Annotated in this window: 15 protein-coding genes; 2 read left to right on the top strand and 13 right to left on the bottom strand. The window is 62.1% G+C overall.

Translation table 11 applies throughout. The features are described 5' to 3' along the window. Positions 1 to 163 precede the first annotated feature (163 nt). From ASD02_RS10230 to ASD02_RS40395, 3 genes are all read right to left on the bottom strand, one after another. On the bottom strand, positions 164 to 1,468 hold the full coding sequence (locus ASD02_RS10230) for an HlyD family type I secretion periplasmic adaptor subunit (RefSeq protein WP_057214504.1): 1,305 nt from the start codon (positions 1,466 to 1,468) through the stop codon (positions 164 to 166). 2 nt (positions 1,469 to 1,470) lie between these two features. Next, positions 1,471 to 3,222 carry a type I secretion system permease/ATPase gene (locus ASD02_RS10225; protein ID WP_057214454.1) on the bottom strand — a complete coding sequence of 584 codons (1,752 nt, stop codon included), beginning with the start codon at positions 3,220 to 3,222 and terminating at the stop codon, positions 1,471 to 1,473. Positions 3,223 to 3,348: 126 nt separating this feature from the next. After that, the gene (locus ASD02_RS40395) at positions 3,349 to 9,285 is read right to left on the bottom strand and encodes an Ig-like domain-containing protein (protein ID WP_057220640.1); all 5,937 of its coding nucleotides are present in this window, start codon (positions 9,283 to 9,285) and stop codon (positions 3,349 to 3,351) included. Positions 9,286 to 9,548: 263 nt separating this feature from the next. Between ASD02_RS40395 and ASD02_RS10215 the strand changes: the two genes are divergently transcribed. Beyond that, positions 9,549 to 10,499 carry a LysR substrate-binding domain-containing protein gene (locus tag ASD02_RS10215; protein ID WP_082555511.1) on the top strand — a complete coding sequence of 317 codons (951 nt, stop codon included), beginning with the start codon at positions 9,549 to 9,551 and terminating at the stop codon, positions 10,497 to 10,499. Positions 10,500 to 10,533: 34 nt separating this feature from the next. Here the strand turns inward: ASD02_RS10215 and ASD02_RS10210 are convergent, their stop codons facing one another. The 9 genes from ASD02_RS10210 to ASD02_RS10170 all read right to left on the bottom strand — a co-directional run bounded on the left by ASD02_RS10210 (position 10,534) and on the right by ASD02_RS10170 (position 19,090). Beyond that, the gene (locus ASD02_RS10210; protein ID WP_057214452.1) at positions 10,534 to 11,565 is read right to left on the bottom strand and encodes a histone deacetylase family protein; all 1,032 of its coding nucleotides are present in this window, start codon (positions 11,563 to 11,565) and stop codon (positions 10,534 to 10,536) included. Between the two features lie 22 nt (positions 11,566 to 11,587). After that, positions 11,588 to 12,100: a GNAT family N-acetyltransferase gene (locus ASD02_RS10205; RefSeq protein ID WP_057214498.1), complete on the bottom strand. Its 513-nt coding sequence runs from the start codon at positions 12,098 to 12,100 to the stop codon at positions 11,588 to 11,590. Positions 12,101 to 12,161: 61 nt separating this feature from the next. After that, positions 12,162 to 13,109, bottom strand: a complete 948-nt coding sequence (locus tag ASD02_RS10200) for a 3-keto-5-aminohexanoate cleavage protein (RefSeq protein WP_057214450.1) — start codon at positions 13,107 to 13,109, stop codon at positions 12,162 to 12,164. A gap of 10 nt (positions 13,110 to 13,119) precedes the next feature. Further along, entirely contained in the window at positions 13,120 to 14,487 is a 1,368-nt protein-coding gene (locus tag ASD02_RS10195) for an aspartate aminotransferase family protein (protein WP_057206390.1), read from the bottom strand. A 12-nt stretch (positions 14,488 to 14,499) separates the two neighbouring features. Then, the gene (locus ASD02_RS10190; protein ID WP_057220655.1) at positions 14,500 to 16,137 is read right to left on the bottom strand and encodes a N,N-dimethylformamidase beta subunit family domain-containing protein; all 1,638 of its coding nucleotides are present in this window, start codon (positions 16,135 to 16,137) and stop codon (positions 14,500 to 14,502) included. A gap of 8 nt (positions 16,138 to 16,145) precedes the next feature. Further along, on the bottom strand, positions 16,146 to 16,910 hold the full coding sequence (locus ASD02_RS10185) for an amino acid ABC transporter ATP-binding protein (protein WP_057214447.1): 765 nt from the start codon (positions 16,908 to 16,910) through the stop codon (positions 16,146 to 16,148). Beyond that, a complete protein-coding gene (locus ASD02_RS10180) occupies positions 16,907 to 17,566 on the bottom strand; it encodes an amino acid ABC transporter permease (protein ID WP_057214443.1) in 660 nt (219 codons plus the stop codon). The genes ASD02_RS10185 and ASD02_RS10180 overlap by 4 nt, the downstream gene beginning before the upstream one ends. A gap of 13 nt (positions 17,567 to 17,579) precedes the next feature. Further along, the gene (locus ASD02_RS10175; protein ID WP_057206385.1) at positions 17,580 to 18,227 is read right to left on the bottom strand and encodes an amino acid ABC transporter permease; all 648 of its coding nucleotides are present in this window, start codon (positions 18,225 to 18,227) and stop codon (positions 17,580 to 17,582) included. 80 nt (positions 18,228 to 18,307) lie between these two features. After that, complete coding sequence (locus ASD02_RS10170; protein ID WP_057206382.1) at positions 18,308 to 19,090, bottom strand: ABC transporter substrate-binding protein; 783 nt, start codon at positions 19,088 to 19,090, stop codon at positions 18,308 to 18,310. 141 nt (positions 19,091 to 19,231) lie between these two features. Here ASD02_RS10170 and ASD02_RS10165 point away from each other — a divergent pair, with 141 nt between their 5' ends. Next, positions 19,232 to 20,191: a LysR family transcriptional regulator gene (locus ASD02_RS10165; RefSeq protein ID WP_057214440.1), complete on the top strand. Its 960-nt coding sequence runs from the start codon at positions 19,232 to 19,234 to the stop codon at positions 20,189 to 20,191. Between the two features lie 21 nt (positions 20,192 to 20,212). Here ASD02_RS10165 and ASD02_RS10160 read toward each other — a convergent pair whose 3' ends face one another. Next, on the bottom strand, positions 20,213 to 20,632 hold the full coding sequence (locus tag ASD02_RS10160; RefSeq protein WP_057214496.1) for an acyl-CoA thioesterase: 420 nt from the start codon (positions 20,630 to 20,632) through the stop codon (positions 20,213 to 20,215). Positions 20,633 to 20,756 lie beyond the last annotated feature (124 nt).

Genomic DNA, 20,756 nt, shown 5'->3' with positions numbered 1-20,756 from the left:
AGCATGATCTTAGCAGGCCGCATGCAGGCAGAAATCTGCCGGGCTGTTGCTGCATCATTGCGCCCCGAACACCAAAACAGCCCGCCCCGTCACGGTCGGATGACCGGATGGAACGGACTGCTTTCGTTAGCAATGGCCGGCGGATTGCGAATCGACGGTTGGCTCAGCTCTCTCGGAAAGCGCGGCTGACCTGATCCATCAGCGGCTTGACGAAATAAGAAGCAACGCTTCGTTCGCCGGTCGTAATGAACGTCTCCACCGGCATGCCCGGCATCAGCGAGACATTGCCAAGCCGCTGGATCTCTGCCGGCGTGATCGCGATGCGCGCGATGTAGAAGCTCGCACCCGTCCGCTGATCGACCGACACGTCGGCGGACACCCGCTCGACGGCGCCGACAATCTCCGGCGTCGTCTTCTGGCTGAAGGCGGAGAAACGTAGGATCGCCTTCTGTCCGGAATAGATCTGGTCGATGTCCTGCGGCGCGACCTTGGCCTCCACGACGAGTTTGTCGATATCCGGCACGATCATCATGATCGGCTCGCCCGGAGCGACCACGCCACCGACCGTATGGACGGCGAGTTGGTGCACGATGCCGTTCTGTGGCGCGACGATATCGACGCGCTTCAGCTGGTCTTCGGCTGCAACCTTGCGCTCGACATATTCGCCGATGCGGGCATCCATTTCGCGCAGGTCGGTTCCGACTTCCTCGGCCCATTGCTCGTCGACCTGAATGATCTGAAGCGATGTCTCGGCGATCTTTTCGTGCACGCCGGCGACGCCGGCCAGCAGCCTGCCCATCTCGCCATCGATATCGGTTGCCTGGCGCTCGAGTGCGCTGAGGCGGCTTTTCTCCATCAGCCCCTTGTCATGCAGGAAGGTGTAGCGGCCAAGCTCCTCCTTGATCAGGATCCGCTCGCGGCTACTGGCGGTGCGCTCGGCATCCATGCCGCGGATCTCGTCGTTCAGCTGCTCCACCCGCCGCTCCAGTTGCCGCTTCTTGCTCTCGCGCACATCCCTGCGGCTTTCGTAAAGGCGTTGCTCGGCATGCATCATTGCAGCCACATCAGGATCCTCGGCCCGCGAAAGGAGCGTTTGCGGGAAGACGACCCGCTCGGAACGGTCGCGCTCGCTCTCCAGCCGCGCCTTGCGGGCGGCGAACTGGTCCAGGCTCTTGAGAATGATCGCCAGATTGGCCTTCGTCATCGTCGCGTCGATGCGCATGACGACATCCCCCGCCTTCACGTGGTCGCCGTCGCGCACCATGAGTTCGCTGACCACGCCACCCACGGGGTGCTGCACCTTCTTCAGGCTGCTTTCGACAACCACGGATCCTTGAGCGATCACCGCCCCGACGATTTCCGTACTGATCGCCCAACCGCCGAAGAGCCCGACCAGCGTCGCAAATCCGAGCACGCCGACGATCAGGTGGGTGCGGATCGAACGTCTGAGTGTCTGCCAATCATCCATGTTCATGCCTTTGCTGCTTCTGCTGATTGCACCACCTTGAGCGCACCCGGATTGGCGGTTGTCTGCCTTAGAACCTTCGAGAGAACTTCGTCCTTCGGGCCGAAAGCCTGCTGGCGGCCCGCGGCAAGCATCAGCACCTTGTCGACCGCAAGCAGCGCGCTGGGGCGGTGGGCAATGACGATGACGATGCCGCCGCGTTCACGGATCCCGAGGATCGCCGACGTCAGAGCTTCCTCTCCTTCGGAATCGAGGTTTGAATTCGGCTCGTCGAGGATGACGACGAAGGGATCCCGGTAAAGGGCCCTTGCAAGCGCGATGCGTTGCTTCTGGCCGGCGGAAAGCGGCCGGCCATTTTCCCCGACTTCGGTGGAATAGCCTTCCGGCAGGCTGACGATCAGATCGTGAACCCTTGCTGCGCGGGCAGCGGCGATGATGTCGTCGGACCCAGCGTCGGGGTCGAAGGAGGCAATGTTCTCGGCGATGGTGCCGTCGAGCAACTCGATCGATTGCGGCATGTAGCCGATATGGCGGGCAAGCGCTGCGGCCGGCCATTGGTCCGGCGTGGCGCCATCGAGCCGGATCGCGCCGCGCGCCGGGTGCCAGATGCCCACGAGCAGACGTGCAAGCGAGCTCTTGCCTGAGCCGCTCGCACCGATGACGCCGAGCCCCGCGCCAGCCTCCAGTGTGAAGGTGACATCCTGCAAGACGACGTCTGTCGTTTCCGGCGGAAGAGCGCTGACGCGTTCGACAGACAGTGCACGGCTCGGTGCCGGCAAATCCATGCGATCAGGCGCATCGGGCAAAAGCGCCAGCGTCTTTTGCAGGCGTCGGCGGCTTTGGCGGGCACCGATGAAGCCCTTCCAGTTGGCGATCGCCAGATCGACTGGCGCCAGTGCCCGGGCGGACAGGATCGAGCCAGCGATGATAATGCCGGGCGTTGCCTGCTCGTTAATCACGAGCCAGGCGCCGACCGCAAGGATGCCGGACTGCAGCATCATGCGCAGCACCTTGCTCAACACGCCGAACCCCGAGGAAACATCGCTTGCGCGGCGCTGCTCACGCGTAAACGCGCGGTTCTCATCCTGCCAGCGGCGCCTCAGATGCGGGCCCATGCCCATCACCGTGATCACATCGGCATTGCGGCGGCCGCTCTCGGCCATGCGATTGCGCTTGGAAGAATGGCGCGCAGCCTCCTCGACCGGCCGCTGCGAAACGAGTTCCGTCAACAGGGTAATCGCCGCCAGAATGACAGCGCCTGCGAGTGCCGTGACACCCAGCCAGAAATGGAAGGCAAAGCAGATGGCGATATAGAACGGAAGCCAGGGGAGATCGAAGAGCGCGGTCGGCCCGCTGCCCGAGAGAAAGGCCCTGATGGTATCGAGATCGCGCAACGGCTGGGCGTAGCGACCGCTGATCGGCACCTGCAACTGCAGACCGACGATCGCATCGTAGATCCTTGGTGAAAGCGCCTGGTCGAGCCGATCGGCTATGCGCACCAATAATCGGCCACGCAGCGCGTCGAACAGGCCCTGAAACGCGTATAGCACGACAACGATGGCGAGAAGCGCAACAAGCGTCGGCAGGCTTCTGCTCGGAAGCACCCGGTCGTAGACCTCCATCATGAAGAGCGATCCGGTGAGGTAGAGCACGTTGACGACGGCACTCATCAGGCCAATGCCGACGAAGGCACTCGCACAGCCCGCAAACACACCCTTGAACTGGCTGGAATTTCTGTTGGAAGAACTGTCGCGCATGGTCCCTGATCCGTTGAGATCGCGGCGGTAGCAGGCAGGCAACACAAGGCGATGACATGCCTGAAGTGATTGAAGCCTACGCCGCGCGAAAAAGGGGCGCACCGGATGGCGCGCCCCTCGCTTTGGTTAGGCGAAGCGGAAGTCGTCGATGACGAAGTTTTCCGTTTTCACACCGTTGAAGGTGATGGACGACCCATCGTCGAACGCGATCTGTGCACCGGCGTCACCATCGGTGAAGGCACCGGAGGACAGAAGCTCCTGGTAGTCGGCGAACATGTCCTTCGAAAGCACGACCACGTCGTCGCCCTGTGCACCCGCCTGGAAGTCCAGGACCACGTCGCGACCGTCGCCGGAGGCGAAGACGAAGGTGTCGGCACCCGCACCGCCGGTCAGCACGTCATTGCCCGTGCCGCCGTTCAGCGTGTCATTGCCGGTACCACCGTTGAGCTGGTCATTGCCGGCACTGCCGCTCAGCGCGTCATTGCCAGCGCCGCCCATAAGCACGTCGTTGCCAGCACCACCCTCGACCACATCGTTGCCGTCTCCGGCGACAACGCGGTCATTGCCTGCCCCGGCATCGACCATGTCGTTGCCATCGCCCGCCAGCACCGTGTCGTTGCCGTTGCCGGCCTCGATCATGTCCTTGCGGTCAGTGGCAACCAGCGTGTCGTTGCCGTCGGTGCCTTCGACGACGTTGTACTCGGTGTAGCCGTCGATCTTGATCGAGGCGGTGCCGGTCGATTCCCCACCCTGGGCGTCACGCACGGTGTAGGTGACGGTGACCATGGCGTTCTGCTCGTCTTCCAGAGCCATAAAGGCAGAAGACGGATCGGCGACGAGCTTGCCATCGACGATCGAGAAGGCTGTAGCAGCCTGAGCATTCGTCAGTGTCAGACCGGTCACCGCCGTGACCGCAAAACCGACGAGCGTCAGCCGGTCGCCTTCGATATCGGTATCGTTGGCAACGAGGTCGAAGGTGGCGGTCTCGTTCTCGGCAACGCCGCCGGTATCGGCAACAGCCACCGGTGCATCATTGACCGGCTTGATCGTCACACTGACGGTGCTCTCGCTGCTGCCACCCTTGCCGTCGGACACAACGACGATGAAGCTGTCCGATCCGTTGACATTGGCATTCGGATCGTAGGTCCAGGCGCCGGTTCTGCCATCGAGTGCGACGCTGCCATTGGCGGGCCCAGCGCCCGTCTTGACGGCATAGCTCAGCGTATCGCCATCGATATCGGTTGCCGTGATCGTGCCGCTGATCGACGTATCCTCGTTCGTCTCAATGGTCAGCGACGATGCAACAGGCGCGTCGTTGACCGGCTTGACGACGAAGGTGGCGCCGGCTTCGCTCGAGCCGCCGCGACCGTCGGAGATCTGATAGTGGAAGGAGGCTTCGCCATTGAAGTTCGCGGCAGGCGTGAAGCGAATGCCACCCTCCTCGACGGTGGCGGTACCACCGACGACCGAAGTGACGCCAGTCACCTTCAACTGATCGAGATCGGCATCGCTGTCGTTGGCGAGCAGGCTCGCAAACGGGATGACGAAGGATGGCGCATCCTCATCGATCGGGGCAAGCGTGTCGCTGGCGGCAACCGGACCACGGTTGACGAGGCTGTTGGCGATCGACGCGCGGTTCATGACCGTGCCATCGGCGAAGGTAACGAGTTCGACACCGCCGCCTGCCAGTTGGCCGTTGAGGGTCAGTTTTTCGCCATTGGTGAATTCGACCTCGACGGCTTCACCGTATTTATGCAGGACGGCTTCGCCGCGGGCGATGTCGTGCAGGACGAGAACGTCGCTATCAGCAGATGCAGCGGCCGTTTCGACGATTTCGTCGGAGCCTTCGCCACGTCCGTAGACGTAAGTATCAGAACCGTCACCGCCGATCAGCACGTCGTTGCCGGCACCACCTTCGATCAGGTCGTCGCCGAGACCGCCGGCAATAATGTCGGCACCCTCGCCGCCCATCAGCACATCGTTGCCCTTGCCGCCGACAAGCCCGTCACGTCCGGCACCACCCATCAGCGTATCGTCGCCGTCGCCGCCATCGACGCGATCGTCGCCGCCGTTGCCAATGAGGGTGTCGTTGCCACCAAGACCGTAAATCGTCTCGCCGGCTTCACCGCCGACCAGCATGTCACGGGTATTGGTGCCGTTGATCACCTGGCCGCCTTCAAGGCCCGATTTCAGATCGACAACCGTGAGATCGTCGAAGGATAATCCGGCATTGCCCCAGGAATAGAGGCCGAAGGTACCGGCGTCGAGACCACGGTCGCCGACCGGATAGGCAAAGAGGGCCTCATCGTTGAGGAAGGCGGTGATCTTGTCGCCGACGACTTCGACGCGCAGCTTCATTGCCTGACCCGGCTCGTACTTGCCGGGAACCTGGGCAAGAATTTCCTCGACCCCGTTCTTCATGCGCACGAGGTTGAAGATGCTGCCGGCGCCATTGCCGGGGCTGCGGTCGAGGATGCCATCGGCATCGAGTTCGAGCTTGTAATAGTTCTTGTTGTCCTTGTAGCGGAACAGGAAGCCGAGGCCGTCCTTGTCAGGCGTCTGGATCGTTGCCTCAACCGCATAGTCGGTCCAAGCAAGTGCTACCGGATCCTTGAACAAGGCATAGGTGCCGAGACGAAGGACGTTGACGCCGTCGCCAAGCGGGCTCCAACCACGCTTCCACAGATCCGCGGCAGTTGCCCCGCTCCAAGTCAGTTCGCGGCTAGCAAGCCCCGTCGTCTGCACCAGCTTTCCGTCGGCAAGCAGCCATTCGGATGCCTTTCCAACAGGTCCGATGCCGCCAAGCTCGCCCTCATCGACGATGTTGAAGCGCGACAGGGACTGCGGCGACGAGAAGTCTTCGGCAACGAGTATCTTGGTGCGGTCGACAACGGTGATATCGACACGATCGGTCGAGACCGAACCGTCCACAGCCGTCACCTTGAGCAGCAGTTTGTTGACGCCGGTGTCGAGATTGACGTTGGCGGTCTTGCCATTGGCAATGACGTTGCCGGCGAGGTCCGTCCAGACGTAGTCGAGCAACTGCTTCGGACCAAACGAGCCGGAGGCGTCGAGCTTGACGGAAGCCTTGCCGTCGCCGTCGATGTCGTAGGTCCGCTGGTCGATGCCGGCCTTTGCCGTTGTGTCCGCCTTGGTGACGACGATATCATCGAAGACAGAAGCGCGCTGGCCGCTTGAATAAAGGCCGACGGTACCGCCGCTAAGCGGCGCATTGGCGTCAGTGACCGGTCCGGCAAAGACATTCTTGTCGCCGAGGAAGATGTTGATCGCGCCGCCGGTGACAGCCACGGTCAACGGGATTTCCATATTGTAGGGCGAACCTTCGTTCACCGATGCCAATATGGTCTCGACGCCGTTGGCCACCTTGACCAGTTGGCGACGGTTGGTCTCGCCATCGAGCGTGAAGCGGTAGTGATTGTTGGCGTCCTTGTAGTAGAAGAGAACGCCGATCGCGTCGTTGTCGAGCTGGGTCAACGACGCTTCGAATACGTAGTCCGTCCAGGTAGACGAGCCCTCACCGACGAAGACCAGCTTGTTGCGGGCGGCATCGCTTTGGTCGAAGAGCGCGGCCTCAGGTGCTGCAAGGCCGGCTGCTCCGGTCGGACGCGAGAAGACCGTTCCCTTCAACAGGAAGTTTCCGGTATTGCCGTTGGCCGCACCGATATCGGTTGCCCAGCCGTTGGCATTGCCGTCGTTGAAGGTTTCGACCAACAGAGTGCGATCGCCACGGACAATTACGTCAACGGTGTCGCTGGTCTTGATGCCGTTGAAATCGGTGGTGGTCAGCGTCAGCTTGTGCTTGCCAAGCTCGAGCTCGGCCTTAGCGTCCTTGCCTTCAGCCACCACGTCGCCGTTCTCGTTGGTCCAGACCCAGCTCTTGACGCTTGCCGGCAGCAGCGACTTGGCACCGGAAAGCGCGACATTGGCGGACGAGGCACCCGCAGAAGCGTCAGCGATGATGTCGTCACCGGCTTCAGCCATGGCGCGTGCATTGCCGCCGCTGACGTCAATGTTCTCGAACACTTCCTGGTGGCCACGATAGTAGCCGGTCAGGCCGTCGCGATCGAGTTCCGGCTTGGTGCGGAAGCCGTCTAGGTAGTCGTCGAACCCGGTGAAGTAGGTCTCGGTGGAAATGCGGTTGTTGTCGGGATCGATGGTGATCAGGCGGATGGCGCCGTTGCCGCCATTGTTGCCTTTCGCTTCGTTGCCGTTGCCGGTGATCTCGCGCGACACACCATTCTGGTAGTTGACCAGGAACTGGAAGACCGGCTCGCCGTACTGATTGTAGGTGATGTCGGTTTCAGCGCCATCGCCGAAGATGTGACCGGAGAAGGTCATGACGATGTTCGGATAGCGGGCGAGCAGTTCGCGCGAAACATATTCGCCGTCGTTGGCGCCGCGCTGGTCGGTGCGCATGCCGTAGTCGTAGCCTGCACCTTCGTCGTAGAGCGGCAGGGCCAGATTGTCCTGGCGGCCGGCATAGCTCGTCAGCGAGTGGGTGGCGAGCATGACGCGATAATCGGGATGGGCCTCGATGACGTCGCCTGCCCAACGGATCACGTCGTCGCGCGGACCGAACTCGAGCGAGATCGACAGCCACTTGGTGCCATCGGGGGCCGTGAACGTGCTGTAGGTGTTGCGGGCGCTCATCAGCTCCTGATCGTAGGCGCCGCCAAAGGTGCCCGGGCTGGTTTCTGCCTGCTTGTCCGGCGAGAAACGCTGGTCGAGATAGATCGACGAGTGGTCGGCAGCACTGCCGCCATTGGCCTGGTCATGGTTGCCCGGAAGCAGGGCGTAGGGGATCTTGCCGTCGAGCTTGCGAAGGGCAGCTTCGGCGATGTCCCACTGGCCGGACAGGTTGTTCTGGGTGATGTCGCCGACATGGGTCATGAAGACGATGTTGTGGCTCTGGCGATTGTCCAGCAGCCACTGCGTCATGTCGCCGAAGAAGTGCTTGATGCCATCGTTGGACGTGTAGTCCTGCGTATCCGGGAAGACGGCGATCGTATAGGCATTCGCACCGGCGACGCGGACGCGGAAATCATCGCTGACCGCATGGCCGGCGGCGTCGGTTGCCGTCACGCGGACGTCGGAGTGACCGAACGCTGCGAAGTCCAGCACCAGCTTGTTGCCATTGGTGAGGACGGCATTCAGCACCTCGCCCTTGCTGTTCTGGACGGTGAAGGTCAGGTTTTCACCGGAGAAATGCTGCGACAGGTCGATCGTCACATCGGCCGCATCCGGCGTGACCATCATGTCCTTGATGGCGGTGGTCTTGACGACGGAGCCCGGGTTCGGCGTCGTGTCCTGGCCGACGGCCGGAATGCCGGCCGTTGCCGGCGTCGTCGTCGACACGGTGGTGCCTTGGCCGCTCAAGGAACCCTGGCCGAAGGCCGGCGTGGTCGAGCCTTCGCCGAAACGGAACTCGGTGCCGTTGGACGACAGCGCATCAGTCTTCAGCGCATCCGGAACGATGCCCTCCGGCTTGGCATTGCCGAGCGCCGACAGTTCCGTACCGGTCAGAACCTTTTCGATGAAGAGGAAGTTGCTGAGATAGCCGGAAGACGTCTCGCCGTCTTCGTCGGCGAAGATCAGGAAGCCCTTGGCCTTGTCGATGGTGAAGCGGGCGGCAAGCGTGCCGGTCATCTTCTGTTCGGCGACGAACTCGCCGTTGATGTATTTCTTCATCGAGACGCCGCCGCTGGCGTCCTTGTCGATCGTCAGGCCAATTCGGTTCCAGGCATCGAGCTTGGCCGCGCCGCGATAGTCGCTGTTGATGCCGAGGCCGAAGCTCTCGCCGCCAACCTTGCCGAAGATATCGCCATCAGACGTGTTGGTGACGTCCGTCTGCAGGAACGGGATCCAGCCGCTGGAGCCAGCCGATGGGAAGTAGACGTCATAGACTAGACTGTAGGACGAAGCATTGCCGGTGCCGCCCGGCGACACGAGAATGCCCTGCTGGGCCTGCACACGCGGGATATTCAGGAGCCAATCGGACGAAGATTGGATCGGAGTCGCTAGCGAATTGGGGGAGGAAGTCATGTCGGCTTTCTCTCTAAAGGTGAACGGGATCGGCTCTTGGCCGTGCGTCACCGTTATCCGCCACCCTTACCGCGCAGATGACAGTTGCTTAACAAAACGTAAAGCGGCCATAGCGTTTTCCGATGGCTGCCATCGGTTTCGCCCACCTCTTAGTGGACCGATCGGTGCGGTCACCGCCGGTGTCATGTGCCTGTCAGCTTTTGCGACAATGATACGCGCGCGGATCCAACAGGCCATGCCCGCAGGCAACAGAACCGGAAGCAATGTCGATCACTCAATTGAAAGCGTTTCACATCGTCGCCCAGTCCGGCGGCTTCTCCCAGGCCGCCCGAGACATGGCGATCAGCCAGTCCACCCTATCGCAGCACGTGCGGGAACTGGAGGCATTATGCGGGCAGAACCTGCTTGATCGAAAGGCGCGCGGCGTCAGCCTCAGCGCCCATGGCGAGCGCCTGTTCGAAATCACCTCGCGCCTGTTTCAAGCAGAGAAGGAAGCCAACGCCTTCCTGCGCGGCGAGGCAGGCACAACTGGCGGTCATCTGCGTGTTGCCGCCGACGGCCCCATCCTGGCGCTACCGATCCTCTCGCGGTTGAAGATCGATCGACCAAAACTGACATTCTCCCTAGCCGTCGATAATTCCGCCCGTGTGATCGACCAGATCATCGACTATCGCGCCGATGTCGCAATCACCGCGCAGATCCCCGACGACCCGCGCCTCCATGGCGTCCGTTTTCTGAGCATGCGCCTCGGCCTCTGCGTGCCGGCATCCCATCCGCTGGCATCGCGCGACGGCGTCACCATGAAAGAACTCGAAGGTCTCTCCTTCGTCATGCGCGAGCGCGGCTCGCGCACCCGCGAGATCTTCGAGAAGAATCTCGCCGACCACTCCATCTCGATCCATCAGATCGTCGAGATTTCCTCGCGCGAGGGCGTGCGCGAGGCAATCGCCAATGGCGTCGGCTGTGGCGTCGTCGCCGATCTCGAATTCGGCCATGACAACAGGCTCTCGTTCGTGCCGATCGACGACGCGAGAGAGATCATCGACGAGTACGCGATCTGCCTGGCGGAGCGCCGTCATCTGCCGCTGATCCGCGGCTTCCTCGATGAGGCGAGCCGCCTGTTGCCCGAAGTGGGCGACACGTTCAGAACGTCATTGCCTTTGCAGAAAGCGACAACAAAAACAATAATTTCTGCGTCGTTCCTAACACAATAGATTATAGCTTCAGTTCGTTGACGTAACGGCAGCCTCAGAGCTTGGCCGTCGCGCCGAAGCCCGTGAGGAAAGACGTCAGATTGTCGGACAGCGCATCGCAGAGATAGCCGCCCTCCTGAACGATGGCCGTCGGCAAGCCCAAACCGGCGATCGCCGCGCCGATCCTTGCGAAGCCTGATGTCGAGACCGACAAGCCACCGAAGGGATCGCCCTCGAACGCATCGAGCCCGAGCGCCACGACAAGCGCGTCCGGCGCGTAGGCGCGGATCCGGCGGAAGGCGACGTCGATGGCTGCGAGGAAATCGGCGTCGCCGGACTTGCGCTCGAGCGGCAGATTGAGGTTGTAGCCAAGGCCCGGCCCCTCGCCGCGTTCGTCCGCATGTCCCCAGAAAAAGGGATAGAAGCGCACCGGATCCGCATGGATCGAGACCGTCAGCACATCGGAGCGCTGATAGAAGATGCCCTGCGTGCCGTTGCCGTGATGCAGATCGATATCGAGGATCACGACGCGCGCCGCGTTCGACAGAAAACGCTGCGCCGCAACGGCGGAGTTATTGAGGAAGCAGAAACCGCCAGCAACGTCTGCAAAGGCATGATGACCGGGTGGGCGGCAGAGCGCATAGGCGGCGGGATCCCCAGCCAGCACCGCATCTGCCGCATCGACCGCGCTCCAGGCGCTCCAGCGCACGCTCTCCCAGGTTTCGCCGGAGATCGGGCATGCGGTGTCTGCCATGTGATATCCGGCCTGCCCTACTGCGGAAGCCGGGTATCGGCCATCGCGGGCCAGCGGGTGGATGTTCGGTATCACCTCGTCCGAGGCTTCGGCGATGCGCTGCCAGCGCGCGTAGATATGCTCGAGAAAGTCGAGATATTCGGGCGTGTGCACGGCGGCAATCGGGGCGAGCCCGTGGTCGCGCGGCCGATCGACGGAGCATCCGGCGTCACGGGCGCCGATCAGGAGCCTTTCAACCCGTTCGGGCTGCTCCGGGTTCGGCTGCGGCGCCCCGCTCGAAAGGAAAGCCTTCGGGTCGTGTCGCTTCTGTTCCTGTGCGTAGAAGGCTTTCATGCTCTCTCCCGTTCCTGCATCGTCAAGCTTTCAGTCCCTCGGTGAGAGCCACAAAGGCCTCGCCATAGGCGGCATGAGCGCGGTCTTTCGTCTGCCAGGTAATGCCAAGCCGCTGGTAAAGGCGCTGCGCCGGCTCGTTCTCCACATCGACTTCCAGCCGCAGGTAGTCCCCGCCCCGCGCCCTCGACCACGAGGCCACTTCGCGCAGCAGGCGCTCGCCGATACCGAGGCCGCGGAAGCGATCGCCGACATACAGATCCTGCACGAAGACGCCGGGCCGGCCGCGCCAGGTCGAGAAGATCGGAAAGAACAGGCAAAGGCCGGCAAATTCTCCCTCAACCTCAGCAATCAGACTGCCGAAGCCGGCATCGGGGCCGAAACCGAAACGACGGTAGTCATCGACCGTGCAGGTGACCTTGCCGGCCATATCGAGCCCGCGGCCCATAGCCTGGATCGCGCCGTGCATCGCCCCGGCGTCCTCAACCTCACCGGGGCGAATGCGGATGCCCGCGATCTTTCTTTGCGTTGTCGTCACTTCCGTCCCCTTTGCTGCCGATGAGCCGATGGCATCGATGACGCGCCTCTTGCCAGCGGCGTCAGAATGCCACCTGATCTCCGCCTTTGAGGCCGAGAAGATCACGTGCTTCCTTAGGGGTGGCAACCTCCAGCGACAAGGCGTCGAGAACGGTGCGGATGCGCAGAACCTGTTCGGCATTGCTGGTCGCAAGTTGCCCGCGGCCATTGTAAAGGCTGTCCTCCAGCCCCACCCGCACATTGCCGCCCATCGCAGCCGCCATAGTGATCATCGGCATCTGGTGCCGGCCGGCGGCCAGCACCGAGAACGAATAGTCGTCACCGAAAAGCTTGTCGGCGATGCGCTTCATATGCGTCAGGTTCTCCGGATCGGCGCCGATGCCGCCGAGAATGCCAAAGACGAACTGAATGAACAGATGACCGGAGACCAGACCGCGGTCGCGGAAATGCGCCAGCGAATAGAGATGGCCGACATCGTAACATTCGAATTCGAACCGTGTGCCGCATCCCTGACCGAGTCGGGTGAGGATGAACTCCATGTCGGCAAAGGTGTTCTTGAAGATCGAACTGCGCGTCGCCTCCAGCAGCTCCGGCTCCCACTCGTGTTTCCACGCCACTGGCTTGTCGAGCGCCGGAAACAGGGCGAAGTTCATGGACCCCATGTTCAGCGAGCACATTTCCGGCTCGGCCCGCAAGGACGCCGCCAGGCGGTCCTCCAGCGCCATCAGCGACGAGCCGCCGGTCGATATGTTGACGATGGCGTCGGTCGACTGCTTGATCCGCGGCAGGAACTGCATGAACAGCGAGGGGTCGGCGGAAGGCCGGCCGTCTACGGGATTTCGCGCATGCAGGTGCAGGATCGAGGCGCCGGCCTCCGCCGCAGCGATTGCTTCCGAAGCGATCTGGTCCGGCGTGATCGGCAAATGGGGCGACATGGTCGGCGTGTGCACCGAGCCCGTCACCGCACAGGTGATGATGACCTTCCTGCGCGACGTCTTGGTTTTCGTCATGATGTCGATCTCAACGGTTGACGGGAAGAGTGAGCTCAGCGGCAAGCTGCTCGAGGACATCGCCGAGGATGGCGACGATCTCGCCGATCTGCTCTCTGGTGATGATCATCGGCGGGCAGACCAGAAAATGATCGCCTTCGACGCCGCCGCGTGTCCGCCGCGAATAGATGATCAGTCCACGCTCATAGGCGAGATCAACGACCCGCTGATGTGCGTTCAATTCCTTCGGCAAGGGCTTCATCGTCTCAGGATCAGAAACGAACTCGGCGGCAAGCAACAGACCCTTGCCGCGCACATCGCCAATAAACGGGAACCGTTCGGAAAGCGCGACCAGTTCGGCCTTGAGCGCACCACCCATGACAGCTGCATTGTCGATCAGGCCCAGGCGATCGATCTCGTCGAGCACCGCAAGGCCGGCAGCGCAGGCGAGCGGATTGCCGGCATAGGTGAAACCATGCTGGAAACCACCGGCGTCGAGCACCGGCTGCACCAGCCTCGATGGTGCTGCCATGGCGCCCAGCGGGCAATAACCTGAGGCAAAGCCTTTCGACAGCGCGATCAGGTCCGGCTTGCAATCCCAATGGTCGCCGCCAAGGAATTTTCCGGTACGACCGGCTCCGCTCATGACCTCGTCATGGATCAAGAGGATACCGTACTTGTCGCAGATTTCGCGGATGCGCTTGTAATAGCTGTCGGGTGCGACCAGGGCGCCGGTCGAGGCGCCGCCGATCGGCTCCATGATGAAGGCAAGCACGCTATCAGGGCCTTCGGACTGGATCCTGTCCTCCAGCATGTCGGCATATTTGATGCCGCGTTGCTCCATCGAGAGATTGTCGCGGTCGAGATAGGCTGTTGGAGCCGGCACTTTCGGCATTTCCCGCATCATCGGCGAGAACGGATCGGAGAGCGCCGCATAACCGGTGACCGCCAGAGCGCCGAGCGTGCCGCCGTGGTAGGACGGAAACCGCGAAATCACCTTCCAACGGTCCTTCTGGCCGGTCGCAACCGCCCATTGGCGGGCGAGCTTCAGGCAGGATTCGACCGCTTCGGACCCGCCGGAGACGAAGAAGATCTTGTCCATGCCTTCGGGCAGCTTTTCGGCGGCGCGGCGGGCCAATTCTTCCGCCGGTTCGTTTTCGAAGTGGAGACGATAGGCAAACGTCACGCGATCCATCTGCCGCTTCATCGCCTCGAGCACGTTGCGATTGCCGTGGCCGATATTGACCACCATCGCACCGCTCGAACCGTCGATCACCCGGCGGCCATCCTGATCCCAGAGATAGATGCCCTCGGCCCGGTCGACCAGCGGCCGGCGAAGACGCGACTGGTAGAACAGGTGTGAAGCGGGCCGTTCGTTGGAAGCTGTCGTCTTGAGCATGTCGGGTCTCTGTCAGCGTTTGAGGTAACGGTTAAGAATATTGGCGGTGACGCGTTCGACCATCGCGTCGCCGCGCATCAGGGCGGCAACCCATTCGCAGCTGCCGGCGTGGAACACCTCGCCCTTGCCGCGTGGGAAATTGACGATCATGCCACAGCCGCGCTTGACGCGATCGACTGCCGCCTCTCCGGTATCGCCGATCAGTGTTTCCGCCACGAACTTAGCGTCCGCGTCGGAGAGGAACTGATCGTCGGCGGGTATATCGGCGCTCTCTTCCTTCAGCGATGACATGCCGAGCGCCAGGATTTCCAGACCATCCGGGGCGCCGCTGTCTTGCGTCGGCTCCGGCAGACCGCCGCGGATGATGTAGTCGAGGCCGTCGACCTCATAACCGAAGGCATGACCTTCGGCGCCGAGGATGTCGCCATAGTAGATACCGGTTCCGGCAAATGCCCAATGCTCCGGACGATAGACCGGAAACCCGCGGGCGCCGCGCGGGGCACAACCGCCCCAGCCGACATAGAGCCCGCGCGTGGCATTGAGCCCGAAGGTCGAAGCGCCGGGGCGGCCGATCTCTGCCGCCTCCCAGGAGCCGGACGTGCGCGTCTGATCGGCGGAACGGTAGGCCGGGTCCTCGGCACGCGAGCGATATTTGTAGCATACCTGCCGCTTGCCGCCGTCCTCCAGCCGCGTCTGCCACATGAAATTGCCGGCAAAGCGGGCGGCGTGGCCGCCCCGCTCGACATAGGTGTCGACCGCGTCGCGCATCTCCCAGGTCCAATACTCGTCGTGACCAACGAAGACGACGCAATCGTAGCCGTCGAGAATTTCCGGATTGAAATGCAATTCATGCTGGCTGGCGAGATCGACAGCATAACCTTCGCGCTCGGCCCAGCGGAAGAAATGACTGTCATAGCTTGCCCAGCCGGACGAGGCATATTTCTTGGAATAGCCGTTGGCATAGGCCCATTCCATGTGCGGGTAGCGTGGCGCCACTGCCATCGGAGAATAGATCTCCAGCGGCACCCGAGGCGCATCGATTGGGAGCTGGACGAAGCCGCGGCAGAACGGCCGCTCAATGCTGACAGTCGTTGCATATTGGTCGCGATTGGGGCCGGTGATGCCCTGATAATGGTTCGATCCACCCCAGGTGTTGTAAGACGTCCAGGATCCTGTCGCCGCCACCTGCAGTACGCGGCCCGGCTTGCGGCCGGCCTCGGGGCGCACGATAAACAGATGGTGACAGCGAATGGGCGAACGGTCGCGGCCCTCAGCCGTCAAGGTGACGCGATAGGCACCGGACGACCAGTCCGCGCCCACCTGGAATTCAAGCGTCGTCTCCCAGCCGCAGCCGACCACCGAGCATTGGTCCGGCGTATCCTGCCAGCGGGCGGCAATGCCGCTTCGCTTCATGACCGGTGTTTCGACGGCGCCGTCGCGTACGATCTCCAGTTCGAACAGGGCTGCGGTCGAACTCACCTGAAGCCGGACCGTTGCACCGGGCGGGTAGGCATAGGCGTCGGTGTAGCACCAGATTTCGCCGCGCTCGCCATCCATTCCGGGGTATTCGAAGTAGTGGCCGAGCACCGCTTCGCGGCGCTGCTCAGGTGTCAGGCCGAAATCGGGGAATTGGTTGCTGGTCATCTTCATCGCATCCATCACGCCGCCAGATATTTCTTGAGGAAAGCCCGCGTGCGCTCCTGTTTCGGTTCGCGGAAAATCTCGGCTGGCGCACCCTGCTCGACGACGACACCGCCATCCATGAACAGCACGCGGTCGGCGACCTCGCCGGCAAAGCGCATCTCATGCGTGACGATCAGCATCGTCATGTGCTCGGCGGCGAGCTGCTTCATCACCGCATTGACCTCGTCGACGAGTTCGGGGTCGAGCGCCGAGGTCGCCTCGTCGAAAAGCATGACCTTCGGCTGCATCGCGAGCGCCCGGGCGATGGCGACACGTTGCTTCTGACCGCCTGACAGTCGCGAGGGATAGGCGTCGACCTTCTCCGCCAGCCCGACCTTCGACAGAAGCTCGACCGCCAGCTCGCGTGCAGCCGCCTTCGCCATGCCCTTCAGGATAATCGGTCCCATCGTGACGTTTTCGATCACCGTCAGGTGCGGGAAGAGATTGAAGTGCTGGAACACCATGCCCATCTGCTGGCGCACCGCGTTGATGTGGCGCTCGAAGGCCTGGCCGCGCAGGCTCTGGTTGACCTGGACGCCGTCGAGCCACACCTCGCCGCCGTTCAGCGTTTCGAGATGATTGATCGAGCGCAGCAGCGTGCTCTTGCCGGAGCCGCTCGGGCCGATGATCGCAACGATCTGCCCCCGGGCAACCGACAAGTCTATGCCCTTCAGGACTTGAAGCTCGCCATAGGCCTTGCGAGCACTCTTGACTTCGACCATGGGTCGCTGGGCGGTCATCGTGATACCTCCACGTTCTGTTCGACCCGGCGCAGACCCGCTTCGAGCACGAGGTTTAGGATGTAATAGAGTGCGGCGACCGTGATGTAGAATTCGAACGGCCGGAAGGTTTCGCTGATCGCCAGCTGCGCAGCATGAACCAGCTCGGCAATGCCGATGATCGACACCAGCGAGGACTCCTTCAACAGCACGATCAGGTTGTTGCCCATGGCCGGAATGGTGTTGCGCACGGCCTGCGGCACGACGAAGTAGCGCAGCGTCTGAAAGCGGTCGAAACCGAGGCTGCGCGCGCCTTCCGTCTGCCCGACATCCACTGCCACGATACCGGCGCGCAGAATGTCGGCGTTATAGACGGCAAAGTGCAGGCCGAGACCGATGATGCCGGCGACAAGTGCCGGGATCTTGAACCCCAGTTGCCCCAGCCCGTAGTAGATCAGGAACAGTTGTAACAGCAGCGGTGTGCCCATGAAGAGCCACATGAAGGCGCGCACCGGCAAGGCCACCGCCTTGGGCGCATAGAGAACAACCAGGGCAAAAACGACGCCGAAGATGAAGCTGATGGCCGCTGCGGAGACAGTAAGGACGACAGTCCACCAGACCCCCATCCAGAGAATATCCGCATAGGGCGGGACGACGCTGAAATCGAGACCTTGCATGCGCGCCTCCCCTTCAGGCTATGGCGTAGCGTCGGTCAAGCAGATCGACGATCCGCGCGACGACATAGACGATGAGCATGTAGAGCACGGCGGCAACGCCGAAGATCTCGAACGGCTTGTAGGTCGAGCCGATATAGCGCTGGGCCGTGTAGGTGAGTTCGACCACGGATATCGTCGATACCAGCGCCGATCCCTTCACCAGAGCCACGGCGTTGACGCCGAGCGGGCGGATCATCAACCGTGCGGCCTGCGGCAGCACCACCTTGCGCATCGTCTGGAACCGGCTGAAGCCGATCGAGCGGGCAGCTTCGGTCTGGCCGCGGTCGACCGACTGGATCGCACCACGAATGGCTTCGGCCATATAGGCGCCGATATTGAGCCCAAGCCCGATCACGCCGGCGGCGAACGGCTCGAGATTGATGCCGATCTGCGGGCCGCCGAAATAGAGGACGAAAAGCTGGATCAGGCAGGGCGTGCCGCGAAACAGACTGACATAGGCAGAACCAAAGACGCGCAAAGGCCAAGAGCGCGACATCTTTGCCGCCGCCACGAGAAAGGCGACGACGAGCCCGAGCGCCAGCGAAAGCGCCGATATCTCGATCGTGATCCACGCCGCTTCCACGAAGAACGGGAAGACGCGCTGCACCAGCGAAAAGTCCATTGGAAAACTCCGGGGGGAGAACGCGACAATCTCCGGCCGCTGCCGTCAAAGGGCGGCCGGAGACGGGTAGAAGCCAGCGATCAGCGGATGTCGCTACCGACCCATTCCATCGAAATCTTCTCGTAGGAACCGTCTGTCAACATATCCTCGAGCGCCTTCTGCATTGCAGCCTTCAGCTCCGGATTGTTCTTGCGGATGGCGATACCGATGGCGACGCTGCCACCTTCGATGTCAGGCGTTTCCAGACGGCGAACCTTCTCACCGGTTTCTTTGACGGCCACCATGACCGGAATGTTGTCGACGACGATCGCATCAACCCGGCCGCTCTTCAGTTCCATCATCAGCTCGGGCAGCCCCTTGTAGGTGCGCACGTCCCAGCCGCCCTGTTCGCGGGCCCATTTCTCATGGGTTTCCCCGAGCGTGACGCCGAGCGTCTTGCCCTTGAGTTCGTCGAGCTTCTGAACGGCGGAGGCTTCGGCGACGAACACCGCGCGGCCGGCGTGATAATACGGACCGACGAAATCGACGACCTTCTCACGCTCGGGCGTGATCGTCATGGATCCGACGACGGTATCGTATTTGTTGGCGAGCAGGCCTGCGATGATGCCGTCCCAAGCCGTCGTCACCAGAGTGCCCTTGACGCCGACGCGCTCTGCAATCGCCTGGCCGATCGAGGCATCGAAGCCGACAACCTGGTTCTGTTCATTGACGAAGTTGAAGGGCGGATACTGCCCGCTCATCGCGATCTTCAGTTCACCCGCAGACTTCACCGCTTCGAGGTCGTCAGCGCGCACCGAAACGGCGGAGAAGGTTGCGGCAATGGTGAGCGTAGCGGCCAAAAGGCCGGAGAAAATGGTCTTCATGAAATGTTCCTTGCTCCTCTGGATGAATGCGCCTTCTCGTGCGCTTGGGACGGGCATCGAGGCGCCTTCCGAATTTCATGATTGCCTTTGCATCAGCATTGCGCAAATAGATAATGGGAATAGAAGGCATAGATTTCAGGAATGGTCACACCTCGATCCGAACGGCTCGTCTGGGAGCTCGATTGGAACCTTCTGCGCACCTTCGTGGTGATCGCCGAGGTCAAAAGCATCACGCGCGCCGCGGAACGGCTGAACCTGAAACAGCCGAGCGTCAGCAACGCGTTGAAGCGGCTGGAGGACCGTGTCGGGCGTCGGCTCGTCGAACGGGATGCGACGCGTTTCGACCTGACGGAAGTCGGCCAACTTCTCTACGAGCAGGCGGTCGAAGTCTTCGGGACCATATCCCAGCTGCCGCAATTGGTGCGCGGGGTCAGCGACGACGTGACCGGGCATGTGACGATCGCCGTCGCCAGCCATGTGGTGTCACCGATCTTCGACCGGGCGCTGATGGAATTTCATCGCAACTATCCGCGCGCGACACTGAACATCTCGGTGGCCGCAAGCGGCGAAGTCACCCGTCAGGTGCGGGAGAAACGGGCATCGTTCGGCCTCTGCCTTGTCAGCGTCCGCGACCCGGCGCTCGACTACCTCTTGGTCTTTCGCGAGTTCTTCGGCTTCTTCTGCGGTCCGCACCATCGGCTGTTCGGCAGGGAAGGATTGAAACTTGCTGACCTCAAGGGGGAGACCTCGGTGTCGTTCCACACCGACCATATCGCTGATGCATTGCGGCCCGTTGCGCTTCTGCGTAGCGAGGCCAAGCTCAATGCCAACGTCGTTGGCGTTTCTTCAAGCCTTGAAGAAGTTCGCCGGATGATTGTCGCCGGCCTCGGCGTCGGTCCCTTGCCGCTGCATGTGGCACGCCGCGACGTGGCCGATGGTGTGTTGTGGCGGCTGCCACCCTATGAAGCACCGCCGGCGATCGACATCTTCCTGCTGACGAACCCCGACAAGGCCTTGAACCGTGCAGAAAAGGCATTGCTTGCCGGGCTGCAGATGTTGATCGCCGAAACCCCTGTCGAAGAGCGGATCTATACGGACTGACGACGGACCGCGGGCGGCAGATCACGCTTGAAGCAATGCCTCCGCGCGGGCGCGGGCCGCCGGCTCCAGCGCCATTGCCGTGCGCGCCGAAAGATCGAAGCGAACGGTCACCGTTCGGTTGACGGCGTGAACAACATCATCAAGCGTGCCTGACATGATCTGCTCGAAGGTCACGGAGGAACGGCCCAGCTTGACCACCCGCGAGCGAATGGTGATCAGGGTGCCGGCCTTCGTCTCGTGCTTGTATTCCACTTCCGACCGCACGTCGGCCCAGCCCCTGCCCGGCTCGCCTTCAACCTCGATCCCGGCGATATGGCCAAGCAGCTGGAAGCTGGCATCATCGAACATCGCCGCATAGTGGCGAACGTTCATATGCCCCATCGTGTCGCACATCCACGGATGCGCAACGCCGACATAGGTGGTCAAAGGCTGACTTGGCATCGATGGACCTCGCTGATGGATTTGCCTGGACAAAGCGGATGAGAGATAGCGGATGACGAAGCCGCCTGTCCATGCCATGCGCTGATCGACGCTCCGGCAATCAGCTCTGACGGGTAACGAAATA

This window comes from Ensifer sp. Root1252, from assembly GCF_001425885.1.
In the GTDB taxonomy this organism is placed as follows: Bacteria; Pseudomonadota; Alphaproteobacteria; order Rhizobiales; family Rhizobiaceae; genus Ensifer; species Ensifer canadensis.
This window is presented reverse-complemented; position numbering and strand designations above follow the sequence as displayed.